The organism is Streptomyces sp. NPDC007084 (genome assembly GCF_040703595.1).
Lineage (GTDB): Bacteria > Actinomycetota > Actinomycetes > Streptomycetales > Streptomycetaceae > Streptomyces.
The window spans coordinates 53881-78564 of the sequence record NZ_JBEYFY010000012.1 but is presented as its reverse complement, the minus strand read 5'-3'; the positions used below and the strand labels follow the sequence as shown (position 1 = coordinate 78564).

The following is a 24684-nucleotide window of genomic DNA, read 5'->3' as shown; positions in this document are numbered from 1 at the left end:
TCGCGGTGCCCGCCTGGGAATGCCCGTAGCCCTGTCGGTCCTCTCAGAGGCTCTTCCGGTGGGCCGTGTGGCCCCGCTGGTCCTCGGTGGCGACCTCGCCGGTGCCCAGCCAGCCGGCCAGCTTGCCGCCCTGGCCCACCGCGCGCAGCCGCTTCTCGGCGGCGTCGCGGACCGGGTCGGTGGCCACCACGAGCAGTTCGTCGCCGAGCCGCAGCACGGTCGTCGGCGCCGGCACGAAGGACTTCCCGTCGCGGACGACGAGGGTGACCGCGGCCCCGGGGGGCATCCGCAGCTCGCCCACCTCGACGCCGTGCATCCGCGAGCCCTCGGGGATGGTGACCGACAGCAGGTGGCCGCGCAGCCGCTCCAGGGGTGCCGACTCGATGCCCAGGTCGGCGGCGCCGGGGGATGCCCCGAGCCGGAGCTTGCGGGCCAGCCAGGGCAGGGTCGGGCCCTGGATGAGGGTGTAGACGACGACCAGTACGAAGACGATGTTGAAGATCCGCCGGCTCTCCGGGACGCCGTTCACCATGGGGATGGTCGCCAGGATGATGGGCACCGCGCCGCGCAGGCCCGCCCAGGAGAGCAGGGTCTGTTCCTGCCAGGGGATGCGGAAGGGCAGCAGGCTGACGATGACGCTCAGGGGGCGCGCGACCATCGTCAGTATCAGGCCGACCAGCAGCGCGGGCACGACGTCGTTGCCCACCTCGTGTGGGGTGACGAGCAGGCCGAGCAGCACGAACATGCCGATCTGGGCGATCCAGCCGAGCCCCTCGGCGAAGCCGCGGGTGGCGGGCCAGTGCGGCAGTTTCGCGTTGCCGAGCAGCATGGAGGCGAGGTAGACGGCGAGGAATCCACTGCCGTGCGCGAGCGCTCCGGTGGCGTACGCGACGACGGCGATGGCCATGACGGCGATGGGGTAGAGGCCGGAGGCGGGCAGTGCCACGTGCCGCAGCCCGAAGGAGCCGAGCCAGCCGACCGCGATCCCGATGGCGGCGCCGATCGCCAGTTCGAGGGCTATCTCACCGATCAGCGCGTACCAGTGCTCCACCGGCCCGGCGGTGGAGAACGCGACGACGAGGATGACCACCGGGGCGTCGTTGAAGCCGGACTCGGCCTCCAGGATGCCCGTCACGCGCGCGGGAAGGGGGATTTTCCGCAGCACGGAGAACACCGCCGCGGCGTCGGTCGAGGACACCACCGCCCCGATGATGAAGGCCTGCCGCCACTCCAGGTCGATGAAGTAGTGCGCCGCCGTCGCCGTGACGCCGACGCTCACCGCGACACCCACCAGGGCCAGCGAGGAGGCCGCCGGGAGGGCCGGCTTGATCTCCTTCCACTTCGTGCCGAGTCCGCCCTCGGCAAGGATCACGACCAGGGCCGCGTATCCGATGACCTGGGTCAGTTCGGCGTTGTTGAAGGGGACGTCGCCGACGCCGTCCTGTCCGATGGCGACGCCGAGTCCCAGGTACACGAGCAGGGTGGGGAGCCCGCTGCGTGAGGAGATCCGGACCGCCGCCACGGCGATGAGCAGGACGAGCGCGCACACGAGCAGGAGCTGGTTGAGGTGGTGGACAGTCAGGGGCTGTTCCTTTCTCGCCGATCCGCTCCCGCCGGGACGAGGACGCGGATCCGAGCACCGGAAGCCGGCTACTTTCAGTGCAAGTACTTCGTTACCTTACCTAACTCTTGACGCTTCCTTGACGGTCCGGGAGGCGGGATCGGGTGCCCGCGCCTTCCGGTTCCCCACTCCGCGTCCAGGCGCGGTCGGCCCTGCGCCTATGGTTGCTCCAGCACTCCAGGACCGCCTGCCGCTCGCGTTAGGACAGCAAGGACAGCGATGCCCCCCAACACCACCGCCTCTTCCGGCCAACAGCCCGGCAAGTCCGGCAGGAAGAAGGGGCGCAAAGCCCGACTGTTCTTGATTGTCCTGGTTCTCGCCCTCATCGGAGGCCTCGCCTTCGGCGCGTACTGGAGCGTCAGCACCGTGCGCGCCTCCTTCCCGCAGACCAAGGGCTCCATAGAGCTGGAGGGCCTGTCGGGCCCGGTGGACGTCAAGCGCGACGCCAACGGCATCCCGCAGATCTACGCCTCCTCCGACCAAGACCTGTTCATGGCCCAGGGCTTCGTCCAGGCGCAGGACCGGTTCTACGAGATGGACGTGCGCCGCCACATGACCTCGGGCCGGCTGTCCGAGATGTTCGGCAAGGGCCAGGTCAAGAACGACGAGTTCCTGCGCACCCTGGGCTGGAACCGGGTGGCACAGAAGGAGTACGACACCAAGCTGTCGGCCTCCACGAAGAAGTACCTCCAGGCCTACTCCAAGGGCGTCAACGCCTACCTGAAGGGCAAGGACGGCAAGGACATCTCCCTGGAGTACGCCGCCCTCGGGTTCAGCAACGACTACACGCCCCAGCAGTGGACCCCGGTCGACTCCGTGGCCTGGCTCAAGGCGATGGCCTGGGACCTGCGCGGCAACATGCAGGACGAGATCGACCGCTCCCTGATGACGAGCCGGCTCGGCCCCAAGCAGATCGCCGACCTGTACCCGGAGTACCCGTACAGCCGGAACAAGGCGATCGTCCAGGAGGGCGCCTACGACAGCGTCACCGGCGCGTACTCGCGGACCGGCGGCGCCGCCAACCCGGGCGCCACGACGGGCGCGGCGGGTACCGGGCTGGCGGGCGACACCGAGGCCCCCACGGGCTTCCAGAGCCAGCTCTCGGGCCTCTACAAGGTGCTCGACAACGTGCCCACCGCTGTCGGCGTCAACGGCAACGGCATCGGCTCCAACTCCTGGGTCGTCTCCGGCAGCCACACCATCACCGGCAAGCCGCTGCTCGCCAACGACCCGCACCTGTCGGCCTCGCTGCCCTCGGTCTGGTACCAGATGGGCCTGCACTGCCGCTCGCTCTCCGCCACCTGCCAGTACGACGTCGCCGGCTACACCTTCGCGGGCATGCCCGGCGTGGTCATCGGCCACAACCAGGACATCGCCTGGGGCATGACCAACTCGGGGGTCGACGTCACCGACCTCTACCTGGAGAAGATCACCGGCGCGGGCTACGAGTACGACGGCAAGGTGCTGCCCTTCACCACCCGCAAGGAGACCATCAAGGTCGCCGGCGGTTCGAGCAAGACGATCGTGGTCCGCTCGACCCAGGACGGCATGCCGCTGCTCTCCGACCGTGACGACGAACTGGTCAAGGTCGGCAAGAAGGCCACCGTCGACTCCGAGGCGCCCGACCGCGGGGACGGCTACGCCATCGCCCTGCGCTGGACCGCGCTGGACGCCGGCACCTCCATGGACGCCGTTTTCCAGATGGACAAGGCCTCCGACTGGACCGGGTTCCGCAAGGCGTCCGCGTCCTTCGACGTGCCCTCCCAGAACCTCGTCTACGCCGACACCAAGGGCAACATCGGCTACCAGCTCCCGGGCAAGATCCCCACCCGCGCGCAGGGTGACGACGGCTCGCTCCCGTCGCCCGGCTGGGACTCCAAGTACCGCTGGACCGGCTACATCAAGCAGTCCGCGCTGCCCTACGAGTACAACCCCGAGCGCGGCTACATCGTGACCGCGAACCAGGCGGTCGTCGACAAGGACAAGTACCCCTACACGCTCACCACGGACTGGGGCTACGGCACCCGCAGCCAGCGGATCAACGACCTCATCCAGTCGAAGATCAACGGCGGCGGCAAGATCTCGACCGACGACATGCGGCAGATGCAGCTCGACACCAGCAGTGAGATCGCCAAGCTGCTCGTGCCGAAGCTGCTGAAGATCGACGTGGCCGACAAGGACGTCCGCGAGGCGCAGAAGCTCCTGGAAGGCTGGGACTACACCCAGGACTCCGACTCCGCGGCGGCCGCCTACTTCAACGCCACCTGGCGCAACATCCTCAAGCTCGCCTTCGGCAACAAACTGCCCAAGGAGCTGCGGGTCAAGGGGCAGTGCCTGTACGTCGACCGGGTCGACACCACCGGTCCCGCGGACGAGGACCAGAAGGTGCGCGAGTGCGGCGAGCGTGACGCGGACCAGGCGCAGCCGGACGGCGGCGACCGCTGGTTCGAGGTCGTCCGCAAGATCGTCAACGATGAGGACAACGACTGGTGGAAGGCGCCCAAGACGCGCACCCAGAAGGCCACCGGGACCCGGGACGAGCTGTTCGCGCGCGCCCTGCGGGACGCCCGCTGGGAGCTGACCGCCAAGCTCGGCAAGGACATCGACACCTGGAGCTGGGGCCGGCTGCACCGCCTGTTCCTGAAGAACCAGACCCTCGGTACCGAAGGCCCCCGTTTCCTCCAGTACATGCTCAACCGCGGCCCCTGGAAGCTCGGCGGCGGCGAGGCGACGGTCAACGCGACCGGCTGGAACGCCGCGGGCGGCTACGGAGTGGTGTGGGTCCCCTCGATGCGGATGGTCGTGAACCTCGGCGACCTCGACAAGTCGAAGTGGATCAACCTGTCGGGTGCCAGCGGGCACGCCTACAGCGCGCACTACACGGACCAGACGGATCTGTGGGCCAAGGGAGAACTCCTGCCGTGGGCCTTCTCGGACAAGGCCGTCGACAAGAAGACGAGCGACAGCCTGGTCCTCAAGCCGTGACCGTCCCGGCGGCGGCCAGGGCGTGACGCCCTGGGCACCGTCCGGCCGAAGTGGCCCTCCACGCGCGCGTGGAGGGCCACTTCGCGTTCCGGGCACAGGTCAGCGAAAGCGCCGCGTCCCCGAGGGCGTCACCACGGCGTGGACGGGCCGGTCGTGGGCCTCCGCCGGCACCCGCTCGACGACTTCGCCCTCGTACAGGAGCACCACCAGCGCGGGACCGGCGCCCGTCCGCTCCAGCCGGGCCAGGACGCGGTCGTAGGAGCCGCCGCCGCGGCCCAGCCGCATCCCGCGCCCGTCGACCGCGAGACCGGGCAGCAGGACCACGTCAGCGCCCGCGACGGCCTCGGGGCCCAACCGCTCGCCCACGGGCTCCAGAAGGGCCATCCGCGCGCCGTGCCGGACCGGGGCGAGGGAGCCGGCGCCGTCGTACACACCCCAGTCGAGGTCGTTGTCCGGCAGCAGGACCGGCAGCAGCACCCGCACCCCGCGCGCGCGGAGCGCGTCCAGGAGTGCGAGCGTGCCCGGTTCACTCCCCACCGAGACGTACGCCGCCACCGTGCGCGCGTGCGCCAGTTCGGGCAGCTCCAGGGCGCGGACGGCGAGCGCCGCGGCGAACTCGCGCACGTCATCGTCCGTCAACCCGCTTCTCACCGCGAGGAACCCTCGGCGCAACATTCGCTTCGTAGGGTCCGGTTCGGGTCCCAGGTGGCTCACAGAGCGCTCCCCTCGTCTTCTCAATGTGCTCATATGAGAGCGAATTAACCGGAGCCACAGATTCAGCACATAGCCACCGGATATGGTTGCCGGCATGACTGAGTCGCACCCCAGGATCAGCAAGGCTGTCATTCCCGCGGCAGGCCTCGGCACCCGGTTCCTGCCGGCCACCAAGGCCACTCCCAAGGAGATGCTGCCGGTCGTCGACAAGCCCGCGATCCAGTACGTGGTCGAAGAGGCCGTGTCGGCGGGTCTGGACGACGTCCTGATGATCACGGGCCGCAACAAGCGCCCCCTGGAAGACCACTTCGACCGCAACTACGAGCTGGAGTCCGCCCTCCAGAAGAAGGGCGACGCCGGCCGGCTCGCCAAGGTCCAGGAGTCCAGCGACCTCGCGACCATGCACTACGTGCGCCAGGGCGACCCCAAGGGACTCGGTCACGCCGTCCTGTGCGCGGCCCCGCACGTCGGCCACGAACCCTTCGCCGTCCTCCTCGGCGACGACCTGATCGACCCCCGCGACCCCCTGCTGGCCCGCATGGTCGAGGTCCAGGAGCGGCACGGCGGCAGCGTCATCGCCCTCATGGAGGTCGCGCCCGAGCAGATCCACCTCTACGGCTGCGCCGCCGTCGAACCCACCGCCGAGGGCGACCTCGTGAAGGTGACCGGCCTGGTCGAGAAGCCCGACGCCGCCGACGCCCCCAGCAACTACGCGATCATCGGCCGCTATGTCCTCGACCCGCACATCTTCGACATACTCCGCAAGACCGAGCCCGGCCGCGGCGGCGAGATCCAGCTCACCGACGCCCTCCAGCAGCTCGCCACCGACGAGAAGGTCGGCGGCCCCGTGCACGGCGTCGTCTTCAAGGGCCGCCGCTATGACACCGGTGACCGTGGCGACTACCTGCGTGCCATTGTCAGACTCGCGTGCGAACGTGAAGACCTGGGCCCGGACTTCCGGACCTGGCTTCGACGTTACGTAGCCGAGGAGATGTAGGGACTTTGAGCAGCGCCGCGACCCGTACCACCGGCCAGGACCACCTCTGGTCGGTGGAGGACCACCTGGAGGACATCCTCGGCACCGTCCGCCCCCTCGAACCCATCGAGCTGCAACTCCTCGACGCCCAGGGCTGCGTCCTGGTCGAGGACGTGACGGTGCCGGTCTCCCTGCCGCCGTTCGACAACAGCTCGATGGACGGGTACGCGGTCCGGGTCGCGGACGTCGCGGGCGCGAGCGAGGAGTACCCGGCGGTCCTCACGGTCGTCGGCGATGTCGCCGCCGGCCAGGCCGAGTCGCCCTATGTGGGCCCCGGCCAGGCCGCCCGCATCATGACCGGAGCCCCGCTGCCGCCCGGAGCCGAGGCCGTCGTCCCCGTCGAGTGGACCGACGGCGGCCTGGGCGAGGGCCCGGTCACCGGGATGCGCGCGCACAGCGCCTCCCCCGAGGGCTCCTTCGGACAGGTGCAGGTCCACCGCGCCGCCGAGGCCCGCGCGCACGTGCGCGCCGCCGGCAGCGACGTGAAGGCCGGCGACCGCGCCCTCGAAGCGGGCACCATCCTCGGCCCGCCGCAGATCGGCCTGCTCGCCGCGATCGGCCGCGCCACCGTGCGCGTCCGCCCCCGCCCGCGCGTGGTCGTCGTCTCCACCGGCAGTGAACTCGCCCAGCCCGGCGAGGAACTGGGCACCGGCCGGATCTACGACTCCAACAGCTTCGCCCTGTACGCGGCCGCCCGCGACGCCGGGGCCATCGCCTACCGGGTGGGCGCGGTCGCCGACGACGCCGACACCCTGCGCGCCACCATCGAGGACCAGCTCATCCGCGCCGACCTCGTGGTCACCACCGGCGGCGTCAGCGTCGGCGCCTACGACGTCGTCAAGGAGGCGCTGTCCTCGGTGGGCGACGAGGACGAGGCCGGCGGCGGCATCGACTTCCGCACGCTCGCCATGCAGCCCGGCAAACCCCAGGGCTTCGGCTCCATCGGCCCCGACCACACCCCGCTGCTCGCCCTCCCGGGCAACCCGGTGTCGTCGTACGTCTCCTTCGAACTCTTCGTGCGCCCCGCGATCCGCACCCTGGCCGGTCTGAAGGACGTCCACCGGCCCACCACCAGAGCCACCCTCGCCGCCGACAAGGCGCTCACCTCGCCCGCAGGCCGCCGCCAGTTCCTGCGCGGCAGCTACGCGGACGGCACGGTGACCCCCGTCGGCGGCGCCGGGTCCCATCTGGTCGCGGCCCTCGCGCACGCCGACGCGCTGATCGTCGTCCCCGAGGACGACACCTCCGTCGAGCCCGGCACCGAGGTCGACGTCGTCCTGCTCGGCTGAGCGGCGGGGCGCGGGGCCTGCCCCGGGACCGCCGGGGCGTTGGACCGCGAGTGGCGAGTGGCGAGTGGCTGGTGCCGAGTGGCGAGTGGCGGGGAAGCCGGGCGCGACTGCCGGGTCGCGGGGGAGCCGGGTCGCGGGAGTGCCGGGTCGCGGGGGAGCCGGGGCCACTTATCCACAGGGGCCGTGCGCGCTCGTCCACAGGGGGCGTGGTGGCGGACGGCCGGGCGGTAACGTGTCGCGCACACCAGGCCCACGCGCCGCACCGCGAGGGGCCCTGACCGGGAGCGCCGCGCACATGACTGTTCCGTCCCGGGGGGAGACCTCCGGACCCCCCGTGCAGGACCGACTGACGCACATCGACGAGGCGGGCGCCGCCCGCATGGTCGACGTGTCCGGGAAGGACGTGACCGCGCGCACCGCGCGGGCCAGCGGCCGCGTCCTGGTCTCCCCGGCCGTCGTCGAGCTGCTGCGCGGCGAGGGAGTCCCCAAGGGAGACGCCCTGGCCACCGCCCGGATCGCGGGGATCATGGGAGCCAAGCGCACCCCGGACCTGATCCCGCTGTGCCACCCGCTCTCGGTGTCCGGCGTCAAGGTCGACCTGTCCGTGGCGGATGACGCCGTCGAGATCCTCGCCACCGTGAAGACCACCGACCGAACGGGCGTCGAGATGGAGGCACTCACCGCGGTCAGCGTCGCCGCGCTCACCGTGATCGACATGGTCAAGGCCGTCGACAAGGGCGCCGTCATCACGGACGTACGGGTGGAAGAGAAGACGGGCGGAAAGTCCGGCGGCTGGAGCCGGTCATGACCGGCGCGGCCGGGCCGGCGGACGGGCGGTCCTACCGGGCCCTGGTGGTCACGGCCTCCAACCGAGCCTCCGCCGGGATCTACGAGGACAAGGGCGGCCCCCTGATCGCCGACGGACTCGCGCGATTCGGGTTCGCGGTCGAGGGACCCCAGGTCGTCCCGGACGGGGACCCCGTCGAGGCGGCCCTGCGGGCCGGTGTCGACGCGGGCTACGACGTCATCGTCACCACCGGAGGCACCGGGGTCTCACCCACCGACCGCACCCCCGAGGCCACCCTCCGGGTGCTGGACCACCAGATCCCGGGCATCGCCGAGGCCATCAGAGCGTTCGGCAGGGAGAAGGTGCCCACGGCGGCGCTCTCCCGCGGGCTCGCCGGAGTCGCCCGGGGGACACTGATCGTGAACCTGCCGGGTTCCACCGGCGGGGTGAAGGACGGCCTGGCCGTCCTGGAGCCTCTTCTGGTGCACGCCGTCGACCAGCTCCGCGGCGGCGACCACCTCAGACCCAGCGGCAGTGGGGGTGCGAGCTGAACAGCCCGTCCTGGCCCGTCGAGCTGGCGGACGGCGATGTCGTCCTCCGGCCGATAAGGCTGCGCGACCAGCGGACCTGGCGTGAGGTCAACCGGCGCAACCGCGACTGGCTGCGCCCCTGGGAGGCGACCATCCCGCCGCCCACGCCGAGCGGCCCGATCGCGCACCGGCCGACCTACCGTCAGATGGTCCGGCACCTGCGGGCCGAGGCCAACGCGGGCCGGATGCTGCCCTTCGTGATCGAGTACCAGGGACGGCTGGTGGGCCAGTTGACCGTCGCCGGGATCACCTGGGGCTCGATGTGCTCGGGCCACGTCGGCTACTGGGTGGACCAGTCGGTCGCCGGCCGCGGAGTGATGCCGACGGCCGTCGCGCTGGTCACCGACCACTGCTTCCGCACGGTCGGACTGCACCGCGTCGAAGTCTGTATTCGCCCCGAGAACCGGCCCAGCCGCCGGGTCGTGGAGAAACTCGGATTCCGCGAGGAAGGGCTTCGCCCGCGCTATCTCCACATCGACGGCGCGTGGCGGGACCATCTCGTCTTCGCGCTCACCGCGGAGGAAGTGCCCGAGGGGCTGCTCGCCCGCTGGCGCCGCAGCCGGTCGGTCCAGACCAGGCCGGAACAGGTGGGACCGGATCAGCCGGGATCGCAGAACCCGAGCACGCCCGGCAACGCCGGAAAATGAAATAGATGTTCGAAATTGATCGCCGGGCGATCGGCTCAGGGCATTAATTTCGCGCTCCCGGCGGCCTGCTGATCGCATCGGTCACAAAAAAAGCTCGAAATATCAGCCAGATCGTGCGACACACCGGCGCAATTGGCAGATGGCCTCACACAAACCCCTCTACCGTGTGAGGCGTGAGCAGCAGCGGCCTCATCTACGCAGTCATCGTCGGGGCCTGGGCCGCCTACTTGGTGCCGATGTGGCTCCGTAGGCAGGACGAGCTGAACGAAGCCCGTCCGACGGAACGCTTCAGCACCGCCATCCGGCTGCTGTCCGGACGGGCGGGCATGGAGCGTCGGTACGCCAAGGACCTGCGGGCGCGCTCCGCCGACGAGGGGGAGCCCGACGCCGACCCGGGCGACGTCACCGACTCGGTGGACGTCCGGGCCTTCGCCATGCCCCCGACCCGGCCCCAGACGGCAGTCCAGCACCGGCCCCAGGTCCAGGAGCACGTGCGCGCCCAGGAACCGGCCCCGGCGGAACAGACCCCGGGCGACCGGGCGAGCGGCAGGGACAGCGGCGCGTACGAGACCCCGGGCGCGGCCCGGACCGTACCGCAGCAGTCGTCCGCGCCCAGACACCCCGCCAAGTCCGCGCCCCACCAGGCCACCTCGTCCACGACGGGCCGCGCGCCCGGCGCGCGCCGGGGGCCCTCGGCGGAAGCCGAAGCGCGGGCCAGGCGCGTCAAGGTCCTCGCGCGCCGCCGGCGTACGACGGTCATGCTCTTCCTCGCCTTCACCCTCGGCGCGATCGTCGCGGCCGTCGGAGGCCTCGCGTTCCTGTGGGCGCCGGGCGTGCCGGCCGTGACCCTCAGCGCGTACATCGTGTACCTGCGGGCGCAGGAGCGGCGGCGCTTCACCTACACCATGGACCGCCGGCGCGCCGAGGTCGCGGCGCAGCGGCTCCGGGAGCGCCAGCCGCGCCGCCGGCCCGCCGCCGACCCCACGGTGGACGAACCGGAGGAAGGCCCGGCGACCGACACCGACACCGGGCTCTCCGCGCTCGCCGCCGACCGCCGCGCCCTGGTCGAGCAGACGGACCACGCCGAGTGGGTCGACCAGCAGCGCGAGCGCCGGCACGGCCCCCGCCAGGGCGAGAGCTGGGACCCGGTGCCGGTGCCCCTGCCGACCTACGTCACCGCCCCCGTCGCGCCGCGCGCCACCTCCGATGTCGACCTGGGCGCGCCGGACGCGTGGAGTTCCGCCCGCTCCAGCGCGGTCGAGCCGAGCACGCCCGCCGCCGACCCGGCCGAGGAGAACGCCGGGGAGGACGCCCACACGGCGGAGAGCGCGGACGACGGCCGCAGCGACGCCCGCCGGGCGGCGTCCGCGCGCCGCGCCCGCGAGCGCGGCCGCACCCCGCTCTTCGACCAGTACGAGGACGGCGAACGGCCGCGCGCGGCCAACGAGTGACGGGCCCGCCGGCCGGTGCTCGGAAGGACCTGGCTGACCAGCCCGGAACGGATTTCCAAGCACCACGATCGGGATGCTAGAGTTTCACTCGTTGCAAGGGCCTGTGGCGCAGTCTGGTAGCGCACCTCGTTCGCATCGAGGGGGTCTGGGGTTCAAATCCCCACAGGTCCACCGCAGCTCAGAGCCCCAGTCGGAGAGATCCGGCTGGGGCTCTTGCCATGTCCGGGCGGTGAGGTGCCAACTCCCGCCGGGGAGCGGGCCCATGGGGCCCGCTCCGGGGGTGTGCCGGCGGGGACTACAGGGCCTTCGCGTAGCAGAGGCTCAGTTCGTGGAAGCGGTAGTAGCCGAACTTGGCGCAGGGGGTGTAGCCGCTCGACGTGTAGAGGGCCACCGCCTCGGGCTGCTTGGTGCCGGTCTCCAGGACCATGCGGGTGCGGCCCGCCGCGCGGGCGTCCTCCTCCAGGGCGGCCAGGATGCGCCGGGCCAGGCCGAGGCCCCGGGCCTCCGGGACCACGTACATGCGCTTGAGTTCGGCGTCGCCGTCCGAGTAGCCCTCGTCGTTCGCGTCCTGGGTGCGCCAGCCGCCCGTCGCCACCGGGCGGTCCCGCTCGTCGTACGCGATCAGATAGCGCCCCGCCGGCGGGGCGAACATCGCCGGGTCCAGGTGGGTGGCGTCGCCGTCGTCTCCGTAGCGCTCGGCGTACTCGGCCTGCACCTGGTCGTTGAGCTTGACGGCGTCGGGGTGGTCGAAGGGGACCTGGCGGATGTTCATGCGGAATACCGTACATCTATGCGGTGGCGGGTGATGGGGTCGTGACGGGGTGTGCGGGCCGGTCCGGGCGGGGTCGCCGGCCCGCGGGGCGGCGCGGTGCGGCGCGCCCTGCCAGGCCGGTGATCGAGTTCGGATCGGGTGCACCGGTTCAGTATCGTGCCCGGGTGCTGACTGTGACCTCTGTGAATGTGAACGGGCTCCGGGCCGCCGCGAAGAAGGGCTTCGTGGAGTGGCTCGCCGAGACCTCCGCGGACGTGCTGTGCCTCCAGGAGGTGCGGGCCGAGCCCGGGCAGCTCCCCGAGGAGGTACGCGCCCCCGAGGGCTGGCACGTCGTGCACGCCCCGGCCGCCGCCAAGGGCCGCGCCGGTGTGTCCCTTTACACACGCCGTGAGCCGGACGCCGTCCGCGTCGGCTTCGGCTCCGCGGAGTTCGACGCCTCCGGCCGCTACGTCGAGGTGGACCTGCCCGGCGTGACCGTGGCCAGCCTCTATCTGCCCTCGGGCGAGGTCGGCACCGCGCGGCAGGACGAGAAGATCCGGTTCATGGCGGAGTTCCTCGGATACCTCAAGGGGCTCCGGGAGCGGGCCGCCGCCGACGGGCGCGAGGTCGTCGTCTGCGGCGACTGGAACATCGCCCACCAGGAGGCCGACCTCAAGAACTGGCGCGCCAACCGCAAGAACTCCGGCTTCCTCCCCGAGGAGCGCGCCTGGCTGGGCCAGGTCCTCGACCCGGCCGACGGCGGCTACGTGGACATCGTCCGCGCCCTGCACCCGGACACCGAGGGCCCGTACTCGTGGTGGTCGTACCGGGGGCAGGCCTTCGACAACGATTCGGGGTGGCGGATCGACCTCCACGTCTGCACGCCCGGCCTGGCCGGCAAGGCGGTCAAGGGCTTCGTCGAGCGGGCCGCGACCCATGAGGAGCGCTGGTCCGACCACGCGCCCGTGACGGTCGTCTACGACCTCTGAGCCCGAGCCGGGGCTGCCGGCCCCGGGGGCTCCTGCTCGCCTTCCCCGCAGGGGAAGGGCTGCTCCCTTCCCTCGCAGGAGGGGTTACTCCTTCTCCCGCAGCCTGCGGTCCAAGGCCATCGACAGTTCCGCCTCCACCACGCTCTTCGCCAGCGGGCGCAGGCGTTGCAGGTCCGACGGGGTGCGGTTCTCGGTGAGGACCAGGGTGGTGAAGAGTTCGGCCAGGGCCTCGGTGTGGTCGCGTACGCGGCGGGCGGCCCGCAGGACGTCGGCCAGCGGGATGCCCTCGCGGACCAGCGCGGCCGAGACGTCCAGCAGACGGCGGCTGATGTGCACGATCTCGCCGCCGTCCGTGCCCAGATAGCCGAGGTCGAGCGCGGCGGCGAGGTTCTCCGGGGTGGCCTGGCCGGCGAAGACGTCGGCCAGTTCCTCGGGGGAGAGGCGGACCGGGGTCTCCTCGGTCGGCTCGCCGAGGCCCAGCAGCTCGCCCACGTCCCGCCCGTGGTCGAAGGCCTCGGCCAGTTCCGCGATGCCGTTGAGGGTGTGGCCGCGTTCCAGGAGCGCCGAGATGGTGCGCAGGCGGGCCAGGTGGGTGTCGTCGTACCAGGCGATGCGGCCCTCGCGGCGGGGCGGCGGTATGAGCTTGCGTTCCCGGTAGAAGCGCAGGGTGCGCACGGTGATGCCGGCCTTCTCGGCCAGTTCCTCCATGCGGTACTCGCGGCCGGAAGAGCTGCCGGAAGGGTTGCCGGAGGAGCCCCCGGAGGGGTTCGGGGGGCCGGTCTCGGCGGGCCGGCCGGGCGGGGGTTCGACGGCTCCGCGCGCCCGCGCCCGCGGCCCGTGCGCACCGCTTCCCGGCGTCCGCCCACTCCGCGCCCGCGCCCCGGCGCCCCGCTTCCCTGATCCCTCGGCCACCTGCGCACCCTACGTCGTACCCCGGGTAACTTTCCCGCTCGCGACCCCTACCCATCAGTACGAAGCTGTTCTACGCTCCGATTGCGCCAGTGTTCACTGGCAGAGTCGTGCGGACCAGGGAGGCGTCGGGATGACCGAGCACGAGCATGTACGGGTGGCGGTGATCGGGTCCGGGTTCGGCGGGCTGGGCGCCGCGGTGCGGCTGCGCCGCGAGGGCGTCACCGACTTCGTCGTCCTGGAGCGGGCCGACAGCGTGGGCGGCACCTGGCGGGACAACAGCTACCCCGGGTGCGCCTGTGACGTGCCGTCGCACCTGTACTCGTTCTCGTTCGCGCCCAACCCCGAGTGGCCGCGCACCTTCTCGGGCCAGGAGCACATCCGCGCCTACCTGGAGCACGTGGCGGACACCTTCCGGCTGCGCCCGCACCTGCGCTTCAACTCCGAGGTTCGGATGATGACCTGGGACGCGCAGAAGCTGCGCTGGGGCATCGAGACGAGCAGCGGCTATCTGACCGCCGACCTCGTGGTCTCCGCGACCGGGCCGCTGTCCGACCCGAAGATCCCGGCGATCCCCGGCATCGACACCTTCCCCGGCAAGGTCTTCCACTCCGCCCGCTGGGACCACGACTACGAGCTGCGCGGCAAGCGCGTCGCCATGGTGGGCACCGGCGCCTCCGCCATCCAGATCGTGCCGGCCATCCAGCCCGAGGTCTCCCGCCTGACCCTCTTCCAGCGCACCCCGCCGTGGGTGATGCCGCGCGTCGACCGGGCGATCACCGGCGCCGAGCGCTGGCTGCACCGGCAGCTGCCGTTCACCACACAGGCCCGGCGCGGACTGCTGTGGGGCATCCGCGAACTCCAGGTGCAGGCGTTCACCAAGCGGCCCGACGAACTCGGCCTGGTGGAGCGGCTGGCCAAGCGGAACATCTCCCGTGCCGTGAAGGACCCGGCGCTGCGCGCCAAGCTGACGCCCGACTACCGGATCGGCTGCAAGCGCATCCTGCTGTCGAACACCTACTATCCGGCGCTCACCCAGCCGAACGTGGACGTCGTCGCCTCCGGGCTCGCCCGGATCGAGGGCTCCACGCTGGTCGCCGCCGACGGCAGCAGGTCCGAGGCCGACGCCATCGTCTTCGGCACCGGCTTCCACGTCACCGACATGCCGATCGCCGAGCGGGTCGTCGGCGCGCACGGGCGGACGCTGGCCGAGGCGTGGAAGGACGGCATGAAGTCGCTGCGCGGCGCGACCGCGGCCGGCTTCCCCAACTGGATGACGATCATCGGGCCCAACACCGGGCTCGGGAACTCCTCGATGATCCTGATGATCGAGTCCCAGCTCAACTATCTGGCCGACTTCGTACGGCAGTTGGACGTGCTCGGCGGGCGGGTGGCGCTGGACGCGCGGGCCGCCGCCGTGGACGCCTGGAACGACCGGGTGCAGGAGCGCATGAAGCGCACGGTGTGGAACACCGGCGGCTGCACGAGCTGGTACCTGGACGCCAACGGCGTCAACACCACCGTCTGGCCCGGCACGACCACCGAGTTCCGGGGCGCCACCCGCCGGGTCGACCTCGCGGAGTACGAGGTGGTCCGGGCGGCGGAGCCCGCGCCCGTACCGGCGGCCGTGCGCGGCGTCGGCGGGAAGAAGGCGGTGGCGGAGGCGTGAGCCGGCCGACGCATGACGGACGTGGCGCGCGGGGCGGACGGGACGGACGTGGCGCGCGGGGCGGGCGTGGCGGGCGTGGCGGGCACGAGGTGTACGCGCCGCCCGCGCCGGTACGGGAACTGGCCGTGACGTCGGCGGACGGCGCCCGGCTGCACGTCGAGGTGCACGGCCCCGAGGGCGCGCCCTCGGTGGTCCTCGCCCACGGCTGGACCTGCTCGACCGCCTTCTGGGCGGCGCAGATCCGGGACCTGGCCGCCGACCACCGGGTCATCGCCTACGACCAGCGCGGCCACGGGCGCAGCCCGGCGAGTGAGTTGTGCAGCACGGACGCGCTCGCCGACGACCTGGAGGCGGTGCTCGCGGCCACGCTGGCGCCGGGCGAGAAGGCCGTGCTGGTGGGCCATTCGATGGGCGGGATGACGCTGATGGCCGCGTCCACCCGGCCCCGCTTCACCGAGCACGCGGCGGCGGCCCTGCTGTGCAGCACCGGCAGCACCCGGCTGGTCGCCGAGTCGCGGGTCCTCCCGCTGCGGGCCGGCCGGCTGCGCACACGGGTCACCGGCGCGGTCCTCGGCTCGCGCGCCCCGCTCGGGCCCGTCACGCCGGTCGCCCGCGGGATCCTCAAGTACGCGACGATGGGCGCCGGTTCGTCGCCGGCGATGGTGGAGGCCTGCGCGCGGATCGTGCACGCCTGTCCGCGCACCGTGCGGCACGCCTGGTCGGCCGTCCTGGAGTCGCTCGATCTCGACCACGGCGTACGGGAGTTGCGGGTGCCGACGGCCGTGATCGCGGGGACGGCGGACCGGATGACACCGGTCGTGCACGCGCGGGCCCTGGTCGCGGCCCTGCCGAACTGCGTCGGCAGCACCGAACTCGCCGGCGTCGGCCACATGACCCCGATCGAGGCACCGGAGCTGGTGACCGCCCGGATACGGGAACTCGTCACCGCGTACACGCCGGCCGCCGGTACGACCGAAGAGACCGAAGAGGCCGAAGAGATCAAGGAGGGCGCATGAGCAGGGTGAGTCTCGAAGGACAGGTCGCGGTCGTCACGGGGGCGGCGCGCGGGGTCGGTGAGCTGCTCGCGCGCAAGCTGTCCGCGCGCGGGGCCAAGATCGCCCTGGTCGGCCTGGAGGCGGACGCGCTGAAACAGGTCTCGGAGCGGCTGCACAGCGAGAGCGACCACTGGTACGCCGACGTCACCGACCACGAGGCGATGGCGCGGGTCGCCCGGGAGGTCAAGGAGCGGTTCGGCAAGGTCGACATCGTCGTCGCCAACGCCGGTGTGGCGAGCGGGGGTCCGTTCCTGGACTCCGACCCGGTCGCCTGGCGGCGGGTCATCGAGGTGAACCTGATCGGGTCGGCGGTGACGGCGCGGGCGTTCCTGCCGGTGCTGATGGAGAGCCGCGGCTATCTGCTCCAGATCGCCTCGCTGGCGGCCATCACGCCGGCTCCGATGATGACGGCGTACTGCGCGTCCAAGTCGGGCGTGGAGGCGTACGCGCACAGCCTGCGCGCCGAGGTCGGCTACAAGGGCGTCCGGGTCGGCGTCGGCTACCTGTCGTGGACCGACACGGACATGGTGCGCGGGGCCGACCAGGACGAGGTGATGCGGGACCTGCGCCGGCGGCTGCCGTGGCCGTCGAACAAGACGTACCCGCTGGGCCCGGCCGTCGACCGGATCGTGGCGGGCATCGAGCGCCGCTCCAGCCATGTGTACGCGCAGTGGTGGCTGCGCGGGATGCAGGGCGTCCGCGGTTATCTGCCCGGCGTCATCGGGGCGGTCGGGCAGCGGGAGATGCGGCGGTTCGAACCGCGGCTCGGCACCGTGCGGACCGGGCTCGTCGGGGCCGGCGGGGCGGCCGACGAGCAGGAGCGGGAGGCGTCGGCGCCCTGATTCACCGGGGGGTCTCACGGAGCGTGACCGATCGACATGCGGGGTTCGTCCCCGCGTGTCAGTCTGATCGAGGCCCGAACACCCGTCCCTCACAACGGGATCGGGCCGACCCCCCTCACCCACCACGGGAGTGAATTCGATGGGCATTCAGGACCAGTTCAAGGACAAGGCCGAGCGGCTTCAGCAGAAGGCCAAGGGCTCGATGGGCAACGCGCGCGACGAGGCCGACGAGCGGACCTCGCGGGAGCGCCAGGAGCGGGACGACGCCATGCCGGCCGCGGACCGCGCCCGGCAGGAGGCGCAGGACCGCTTCGACCAGGACTACGACGCCTGATCGTCCTTGCGTTCCGCGGAGTTGGGGTGCCCGTTCCTACCAGGGCACCCCAACTCCGCGTTGCCGCGCGCATGGTGAGCCGGCGCCGCGCTGCCCCTCCCGCCCCTCGGGGACGATTGCCCACAGCGGTAAGGGGTGCGCCGCTCCCGGCCGTCACTCCGGGCGCGGGGGAAGCTTCGGGCGGGTGCGGTCCGGGACGTCGGAGTAGTCCGGCGGGGACGCCGCGGGCTGGGTGCGCAGCAGGTCCAGGGAGAGCTGGATGGCGTCGTCCAACTGGGCGTGCCGGCCCTCCGCCCAGTCGAGCGGGGTGCGCAGGATCTCCAGGTCGGGGGCGACACCGTGGTTCTCGACGGACCAGCCGTACGCGTCGAACCAGGCGGCGTTCATCGGCACGGTGATGACCGTGCCGTCGCCGAGCCGGTGCCGGCCGGTCATCCCGACGACCCCGCCCCAGGTGCGCTGCCCGACCACGGGGCCCAGCTTGAGCAGCTTGAACGCGGCCGTGATCATGTCCCCGTCCGAGGAGGTCGCCTCGTCGGCGAGGGCCACGATCGGGCCGCGCGGGGCGTTGGATGCGTACGAGACGGGCTGGGCGTTGCGGGTGAGGTCCCAGCCCAGGATGGTGCGGGTCAGTTTCTCCACGACCAGTTCGCTGATGTGGCCGCCCGCGTTGCCCCGTACGTCGATGATCAGGGCCGGGCGGGAGACCTCCATGCGCAGGTCTCGGTTGAACTGCGCCCAGCCCGAGCCGCCCAGGTCCGGGATGTGCAGATAGCCGCAGTGGCCGCCGCTCAACTCCCGTACCACCTGGCGGCGTTTGGCCACCCAGTCCTGGTAGCGCAGCGGGCGCTCGTCGATCAGCGGGACCACCGCGACCCGGCGGGAGGGGCCCTCGCCGCCGGCCGGGCGGAAGGTCAGCTCCACCGTGGTGCCGCCCGCGCCCGCGAGCAGCGGGTAGGGGCCGGTGACCGGGTCCACCGGGCGCCCGTCGACATGGGTGAGGACGGCGCCCTCGCGGATGCCGGTGCCCGCCAGCGGAGAGCGCGCCTTGGAGTCGGAGGAGTCGCCGGGCAGGATCCGCTTGAGCATCCAACCCCCTTCGCGGCGTACGAAGTTGGCGCCGAGCAGGCCTTGCCGGCGCTGGTAGTGGGCGGGGCCCTCGTTGCGGCGGGCGGCGCTGACGTAGGCGTGCGAGGTGCCCAGTTCGCCGAGCACCTCGCGCAGCAGGTCGGCGAACTCGTCGGGGGAGGAGACCCGTTCGACCAGCGGACGGTACTGGGCGAGGACCGCGTCCCAGTCGATGCCGCACATGTCCGGGTCCCAGAAGTAGGCGCGGATGATCCGGCCCGCCTCCTCGTAGGCCTGGCGCCACTCGGCGGGCGGGTCGACCTCGTGCAGGACGCGGCGCAGGTCGATCCAGACGGTGGAGTCGCTGTCGCCGGACTCGGTGGAGGGGACCGCGCGCAGGTCGTCCTCGTCCACGACGACCAGCCGTGACCCGTCTCCGCTGACCGCGAACCAGTCGAGGTGGTCCACGAGTTCGGACTTCTTCGCCTTGGTGATGTTGAAGAACTCCAGGGTGGGGCGGCCGGTGGTGTCGTCCGGGTTGGCGAAGGTCTCGCCGAGCGCTCCGGAGATCGGCCAGCGCAGCCAGACCAGCCCGCCGCCCGCGACCGGGTACAGCGCCGAGTACTTGGAGGCGGTGACCGGGAAGGGCGTCACCCGGCTCTCCAAGCCTTCGAGTTCGACGGTGGCCGCCGTGCCGTCCTCCGACTCCTCCTCGACCGGGTCGAGGCCCCCGGCGACCGGCCGACCGTCCGGGTTCAGGGCGAACGGGGAGGGCGTGGCGGAGGACAGCGGGACGAGATAGGGGCGGCAGCCGAGCGGGAACGACAGGTCCCCGGTGTGCACGTCGTAGACGGGGTCGAAGCCGCGCCAGGACAGGAAGGCGAGGTAGCGGCCGTCCCGGGTGAACACCGGGTTCTCGTCCTCGAAGCGGCCGTTGGTGACGTCCACGACCAGCCGGTCCTTGATGCGGGCCATCTTGATCTGGCGCAGCGAGCGGCCGATGCCGGGGTGCGACCAGGTCAGCCAGGCGCCGTCCGGGGAGAACGCGAGGTCGGTGACCGGCCCGTTGATGGACCGGATCAGCTCGGTCGCCTCGCCGGCGGACTCCTCCGTCGCGTCGAGCAGGAGCAGCCGCCCGTCGTTCGAGGCGACGGCGAGGCGCTCGCCGCGCGGGTCCGACACCAGTTCCAGGACGCGGCCGAGGTCGCCGGAGGCCAGGCGGCGCGGGGCGCGGTCGCCGCTGGCGCGCGGCAGATAGGCGATCTCGACGGCGTCCTCGCCCTCCGCGTCGGTGACGTAGGCGACCTGGCCGCCCGAGCCGAGCATCTCCGGGAGCCGGACCCGGACGCCGGGGGTGTCCGCGATGGTGCGGGCGGGGCCGTCGCGGTGGGTCAGCCAGTACAGGCTGCCGCGGACGACGACGGCGCTCGCCCGGCCCGTCTCGTCCACGGAGATGCCGTCCACGTGCTGGGAGGCCGGCACCTGGTAGGGGCGCCGCCCGGCGCGCGGGCCGCCGAGCCGGACGTCGAGGCGGCGCGGGACCGACGTGGGGGAGAGGTCGTCGACGATCCACAGGTCGCCCGCGCACTGGTAGACGACCCGGGTGCCGTCGGAGGAGGCGTGCCGGGCGTAGAAGGCGTCGTGGTCGGTGTGCCGGCGCAGGCCGGAGCCGTCGTGGGCGCAGGAGTAGAGGTTGCCGACGCCCTCGTGGTCGGAGAGGAAGGCGATCCGGTCGCCGACGAACATGGGGCAGGCGAGGTGGCCCTCGATGTCGGCGACGAGCTGTTGCCCGTGCAGCCAGATACGGCCCGTGGCGCCGCCCCGGTAGCGCTTCCAGGCGGCCGGCTCGTGCGGGGGCGTGCCGGTGAGCAGCAGCGTCCTGCGCTCGCCGTCGAGGTCGGCGACGGCGATGTCCGAGACGGGCCCCCAGGGCAGCCTGCCGCCGGGGTCGCCGTCGGTGGGCACGCTGTGCGCCCAGGTGAAGTAGGAGAAGGGCTGGCCGTGCGAGGCGACGGCGAGGATGTCGCCGTCGGGGGTCCAGCCGCACACCTGGGTGTCCGCGCTGCCCCAGTAGGTGAGCCGCCGGCCGGGGCCGCCGTCGACCGGCGCGAGATGGATCTCCGGGACCAGGCTGCGCCAGCTCGTGTACGCGATGGTCCGGCCGTCCGGCGAGAAGCGCGGGTGGCCGACCTTGGTGCGGTCGACGGTGAGCCGCCAGGCCCGGCCGCGGCCGTCGAGCGGGGCGACCCACAGGTCGTCCTCGGTGACGAAGCACAGGCGGTCGCCGCTGAGGTGCGGGAAGCGCAGATAGCCGGGGGAGTGCTCGTCCGTGGTCGCGTTCTCGTGCCTGCCGCCCGGGGGCGCGTTCTCCCGCTCGTCGCCGGTGGCCGCGTTCTCGTGCTCGTCGCTCACCTCCCCATGCTTTTCCGCCGGAGGGGCCCCGGCAACTCGTGGACCGGGGCAATCCGGCACGGGCCCGCCGCCCCGTCCGTCCGGCGCGGCACCCCGCCTCCGTCCGGCGCGGCACCCCGGCTCCGTCCGCGCGGTACCCGGCCTCCGTCCGCGCGGCACCCCGTCCCGTCCGGCTCGGCACCCCGCCCTCCGTCCGGCGCGGCACCCCGCGCCATCCGGCTCGGCGCACCCCGGGCCGCGTGGGCGCCGCCCCTCCCGGCCGGCTCCGCCCTCCCCGGGTTGCCTGGGCGGGTACCGCGCTCGGCCGGCTCGGCCCACCCCGGGCCCCCTGCGCCGGCACCCCGCCCGGCCGGGCTCCGTACGCCGCCCGGCCGGGCTCCGTACGCCGCCCGGCCGGGCTTCGTACCCCGGCCGCCCGCACAGTTCCCGTCACCGGCGTGACCCACCCCACGTACGAAACGGTTTCGTTTCGTTGACGGCGGGGGTATCTTCTGAGACATACGAATCCGTGTCGTAGGAAGCAGAGGTGACCGGGATGACTGAGGCCGCAACGGTGCGTCGCAGCCGGATCACGCCCGAGCGTGAGGCCGAGCTGTACACGGCCGTGCTCGACCTGCTTAGGGAAGTCGGCTACGACGCCCTCACGATGGACGCCGTCGCCACCCGTACCCGAGCCAGCAAGGCCACCCTCTACCGCCAGTGGGGCGGCAAGGCCGAGCTGGTCGTGAGAGCGCTGCGGCACCACAAGCCGCTGAAGTTCTCCGACATGGACACGGGAAGCCTGCGGGGCGACTTCCTGGCACTCGCCGCCCGGCAGGACGACTGCCAGATGGAGCAGGACTCCGCGCTGATGCGGGGCCTGGCCATGGCGGCGCACGGGAACCCGGAGCTGCTGAAGGCGTTCCGGGAATGGCTGGTCGAGCCGGAGATGGAAGAGCTGCGCCGGGTGCTCCAGCGCGGTGTCGACCGGGGCGAGATCCGTGCGGACAACCCCGCGATGCAGTTCGTGATGCACATGCTGATCGGCGGCTTCGCGGCCCGCACCATGATCGACGAACTTCCGCCGACCCAGGCCTTCCTGCATTCGTACATCGACGCCGTGGTCCTCCCCGCTCTCGGCGCCTGACACCCCGGCCCCGCACCCCACCCCTTCGCCCCTTTCACCTGCCCCACCCCGCATATCCCCGCAGTTGCACCTGACGCGCCGCTCACGTCGTCGGGCTGATCACCCCTGTCCCCAGCCGGGTGGTCACACCAGCCCCTGCCATCCAACGACCTGACCGGGAGTACGCCCTCGTGGCCACGTTCCTCTACAAACTCGGCCGATTCGCCTTCCGGCGACGGCACTTCGTCGCCCTGCTGTGGGTGGCGCTGCTGACCCTCGCCGGTGTCGGCGCCGCCTCCGCGCCCGTCGCCGGGGCGTCCTCCTTCTCCATCCCCGGCACCGAGGCGCAGAAGGCCTTCGACCTGCTGGAGAGCCGCTTCCCCGGGATGAGCGCCGACGGAGCGACCGCCCGCGTCGTCTTCAAGGCCCCCGAGGGCGAGAAGATGGCGGACAAGGACAACAAGGCCACCGTCGAGAAGACCGTCAAGGTGCTCGGCACCGGCTCCGAGGTCAGCTCCGTCGACGACCCCTACAAGGCGCACACCGTCAGCAAGGACGGGTCGGTCGCCTACGCCTCGGTCAAGTACAACGTCTCCGGCATGGAGCTGAAGGACTCCTCGAAGGACGCCCTGGAGTCGGCCGCGCAGGACGCGCGGGACGCCGGGCTGACCGTCGAGGTCGGCGGTGACGCCCTCCAGGCCACCCCCGAGACCGGGTCCACCGAGGTCATCGGCATCGCCATCGCCGCGGTCGTCCTCGTCATCACCTTCGGCTCGCTGATCGCGGCCGGACTGCCGCTGCTCACCGCGCTGATCGGCGTCGGCATCGGCGTCTCCACGATCACCGCGCTCGCCAGCGCCCTCGACCTCGGCTCCACCACCTCCACCCTCGCGATGATGATCGGCCTCGCGGTCGGCATCGACTACGCCCTGTTCATCGTCTCCCGCTACCGGGCCGAACTGGCCGAGGGCCGGGAACGCGAGGAGGCGGCCGGACGGGCCGTCGGCACCGCCGGGTCCGCCGTGGTCTTCGCGGGCCTGACCGTCGTCATCGCCCTGGTGGGCCTGTCGGTCGTCAACATCCCGATGCTCACGAAGATGGGCGTCGCCGCCGCAGGCACCGTCGCCATCGCCGTCCTCATCGCGCTGACCATGATCCCCGCGCTGCTCGGCTACGCGGGCCGCAAGGTCCAGCCGGCCGGCAAGAAGAGCAGGCTCCTCGGCGGCGGGCGCGCCGCCAAGAAGGAGGGCAAGCCCAACATGGGCACCCGCTGGGCGAGCTTCGTCGTCCGCCGGCCGCTCGCCGTGCTGCTGCTCGGTGTGATCGGCCTCGGCGCCGCGGCCCTCCCGGCCACCTCACTCGAACTGGGCCTGCCCGACGACGGTTCGCAGCCGACGTCCACCACCCAGCGCCGCGCCTACGACCTGCTGTCCGAGGGCTTCGGCCCCGGCTTCAACGGCCCGCTGATGGTCGTGGCCGACGCCAAGGCCAGCGACGCCCCCAAGGCCGCGTTCACCCGGATCACCGACGAGATCAAGGACCTCAAGGGCGTCGTCAGCGTGTCCCCGGCGGTGCCCAACAAGTCCGGCGACACCGCGATGATCACGGTGATCCCCGACTCGAAGCCGTCCTCCGTCAAGACCGAGGACCTGGTGCACGCCATCCGCGGCGCCGGCGGCGAGATCAAGGCCGACACGGACGCCACGGTGCTCGTCACCGGCTCGACGGCCATGAACATCGACTTCTCGCAGAAGCTCAACGACGCGCTGATCCCGTATCTCGCGCTCGTGGTCGGACTCGCGTTCCTGCTGCTGATCGTGGTGTTCCGCTCGGTCCTCGTCCCGCTGAAGGCGGCCCTCGGCTTCCTGCTCAGCGTGATGGCGGCCCTCGGCGCGGTCGTCGCGGTCTTCCAGTGGGGCTGGCTGTCCGGCCTGATGGGCGTCGAGGAGACCGGGCCGATCATGTCGATGATGCCGATCTTCATGGTGGGTGTCGTCTTCGGCCTGGCCATGGACTACGAGGTGTTCCTCGTGACCCGGATGCGCGAGGCGTACGTCCACGGGGAGAAGCCGAGCCAGGCGATCGTGACCGGGTTCAAGCACGGCGCACGGGTCGTCACGGCCGCCGCGGTCATCATGATCGCCGTGTTCTCCGGGTTCATAGGCTCCAGCGAGTCGATGATCAAGATGATCGGCTTCGGTCTCGCCATCGCCGTCTTCTTCGACGCGTTCGTCGTCCGCATGGCGATCGTGCCGGCCGTGCTCGCGCTGCTCGGCAGGCGGGCCTGGTGGCTGCCGAGGTGGCTGGACCGCGCCCTGCCGAACGTGGACGTCGAGGGCGAGGGGCTGCGCGCGCTGGACGAGAAGCGGCGGGACGACGACGAGGACCGGGAACTGGTGGGGGTCTGACCGTCGGAACCCGTAGTCGGAG

General features: G+C 72.0%; 19 protein-coding genes and 1 tRNA gene. 15 read left to right on the top strand and 5 right to left on the bottom strand.

The window, feature by feature from the left end:
- Positions 1–43: 43 nt before the first annotated feature.
- Positions 44–1582 carry a potassium/proton antiporter gene (locus tag AB0912_RS13465; protein ID WP_366699091.1) on the bottom strand — a complete coding sequence of 513 codons (1539 nt, stop codon included), beginning with the start codon at positions 1580–1582 and terminating at the stop codon, positions 44–46.
- A gap of 258 nt (positions 1583–1840) precedes the next feature.
- Here AB0912_RS13465 and AB0912_RS13460 point away from each other — a divergent pair, with 258 nt between their 5' ends.
- Complete coding sequence (locus AB0912_RS13460) at positions 1841–4606, top strand: penicillin acylase family protein (protein WP_366698961.1); 2766 nt, start codon at positions 1841–1843, stop codon at positions 4604–4606.
- 99 nt (positions 4607–4705) lie between these two features.
- On the opposite strand, the gene AB0912_RS13455 is transcribed toward AB0912_RS13460, so the two are convergent.
- Entirely contained in the window at positions 4706–5320 is a 615-nt protein-coding gene (locus AB0912_RS13455; protein WP_366698959.1) for a 5-formyltetrahydrofolate cyclo-ligase, read from the bottom strand.
- Positions 5321–5414: 94 nt separating this feature from the next.
- On the opposite strand from AB0912_RS13455, the gene galU reads away from it, so the two are divergent.
- The 7 genes from galU (at position 5415) to AB0912_RS13420 (ending at position 11291) form a co-directional block, all read left to right on the top strand.
- Positions 5415–6317 (top strand): UTP--glucose-1-phosphate uridylyltransferase GalU, encoded by a 903-nt coding sequence (gene galU / locus AB0912_RS13450; protein WP_366698957.1) that lies wholly within the window; start codon positions 5415–5417, stop codon positions 6315–6317.
- Between the two features lie 5 nt (positions 6318–6322).
- On the top strand, positions 6323–7645 hold the full coding sequence (gene glp / locus AB0912_RS13445; protein WP_366698955.1) for a gephyrin-like molybdotransferase Glp: 1323 nt from the start codon (positions 6323–6325) through the stop codon (positions 7643–7645).
- 295 nt (positions 7646–7940) lie between these two features.
- Positions 7941–8453: a cyclic pyranopterin monophosphate synthase MoaC gene (gene moaC, locus AB0912_RS13440; protein WP_366698953.1), complete on the top strand. Its 513-nt coding sequence runs from the start codon at positions 7941–7943 to the stop codon at positions 8451–8453.
- Positions 8450–8983: a MogA/MoaB family molybdenum cofactor biosynthesis protein gene (locus AB0912_RS13435; RefSeq protein WP_366698950.1), complete on the top strand. Its 534-nt coding sequence runs from the start codon at positions 8450–8452 to the stop codon at positions 8981–8983. The genes moaC and AB0912_RS13435 overlap by 4 nt, the downstream gene beginning before the upstream one ends.
- Positions 8980–9669 (top strand): GNAT family protein, encoded by a 690-nt coding sequence (locus AB0912_RS13430; protein WP_366699089.1) that lies wholly within the window; start codon positions 8980–8982, stop codon positions 9667–9669. The genes AB0912_RS13435 and AB0912_RS13430 overlap by 4 nt, the downstream gene beginning before the upstream one ends.
- Positions 9670–9842: 173 nt before the next feature.
- Positions 9843–11120: a gephyrin-like molybdotransferase receptor GlpR gene (glpR, locus tag AB0912_RS13425; protein ID WP_366698948.1), complete on the top strand. Its 1278-nt coding sequence runs from the start codon at positions 9843–9845 to the stop codon at positions 11118–11120.
- Between the two features lie 97 nt (positions 11121–11217).
- A tRNA-Ala gene (locus AB0912_RS13420) sits at positions 11218–11291 on the top strand.
- A gap of 124 nt (positions 11292–11415) precedes the next feature.
- Here the strand turns inward: AB0912_RS13420 and AB0912_RS13415 are convergent.
- A complete protein-coding gene (locus AB0912_RS13415; protein WP_366698946.1) occupies positions 11416–11892 on the bottom strand; it encodes a GNAT family N-acetyltransferase in 477 nt (158 codons plus the stop codon).
- Positions 11893–12056: 164 nt separating this feature from the next.
- On the opposite strand from AB0912_RS13415, the gene AB0912_RS13410 reads away from it, so the two are divergent.
- Positions 12057–12860, top strand: coding sequence for an exodeoxyribonuclease III (locus AB0912_RS13410; RefSeq protein WP_366698944.1), 804 nt, complete (start codon positions 12057–12059; stop codon positions 12858–12860).
- 84 nt (positions 12861–12944) lie between these two features.
- Here AB0912_RS13410 and AB0912_RS13405 read toward each other — a convergent pair whose 3' ends face one another.
- Positions 12945–13568, bottom strand: coding sequence for a MerR family transcriptional regulator (locus AB0912_RS13405; RefSeq protein WP_366698941.1), 624 nt, complete (start codon positions 13566–13568; stop codon positions 12945–12947).
- Positions 13569–13902: 334 nt separating this feature from the next.
- Here AB0912_RS13405 and AB0912_RS13400 point away from each other — a divergent pair, with 334 nt between their 5' ends.
- From AB0912_RS13400 to AB0912_RS13385, 4 genes are all read left to right on the top strand, one after another.
- Entirely contained in the window at positions 13903–15438 is a 1536-nt protein-coding gene (locus AB0912_RS13400) for an NAD(P)/FAD-dependent oxidoreductase (RefSeq protein ID WP_366698939.1), read from the top strand.
- Between the two features lie 89 nt (positions 15439–15527).
- A complete protein-coding gene (locus AB0912_RS13395; RefSeq protein WP_366698937.1) occupies positions 15528–16454 on the top strand; it encodes an alpha/beta hydrolase in 927 nt (308 codons plus the stop codon).
- Positions 16451–17335 (top strand): SDR family oxidoreductase, encoded by an 885-nt coding sequence (locus AB0912_RS13390; protein ID WP_366698935.1) that lies wholly within the window; start codon positions 16451–16453, stop codon positions 17333–17335. The genes AB0912_RS13395 and AB0912_RS13390 overlap by 4 nt, the downstream gene beginning before the upstream one ends.
- A gap of 139 nt (positions 17336–17474) precedes the next feature.
- Positions 17475–17669 (top strand): hypothetical protein, encoded by a 195-nt coding sequence (locus AB0912_RS13385; RefSeq protein ID WP_366698933.1) that lies wholly within the window; start codon positions 17475–17477, stop codon positions 17667–17669.
- Positions 17670–17822: 153 nt separating this feature from the next.
- Here the strand turns inward: AB0912_RS13385 and AB0912_RS13380 are convergent, their stop codons facing one another.
- Positions 17823–21044: a S41 family peptidase gene (locus AB0912_RS13380; protein ID WP_366699087.1), complete on the bottom strand. Its 3222-nt coding sequence runs from the start codon at positions 21042–21044 to the stop codon at positions 17823–17825.
- A gap of 640 nt (positions 21045–21684) precedes the next feature.
- Here AB0912_RS13380 and AB0912_RS13375 point away from each other — a divergent pair.
- Positions 21685–22275, top strand: a complete 591-nt coding sequence (locus AB0912_RS13375; protein WP_366698931.1) for a TetR/AcrR family transcriptional regulator — start codon at positions 21685–21687, stop codon at positions 22273–22275.
- 170 nt (positions 22276–22445) lie between these two features.
- Entirely contained in the window at positions 22446–24662 is a 2217-nt protein-coding gene (locus AB0912_RS13370) for an MMPL family transporter (RefSeq protein WP_366698929.1), read from the top strand.
- The last annotated feature ends 22 nt before the right edge of the window (positions 24663–24684 follow it).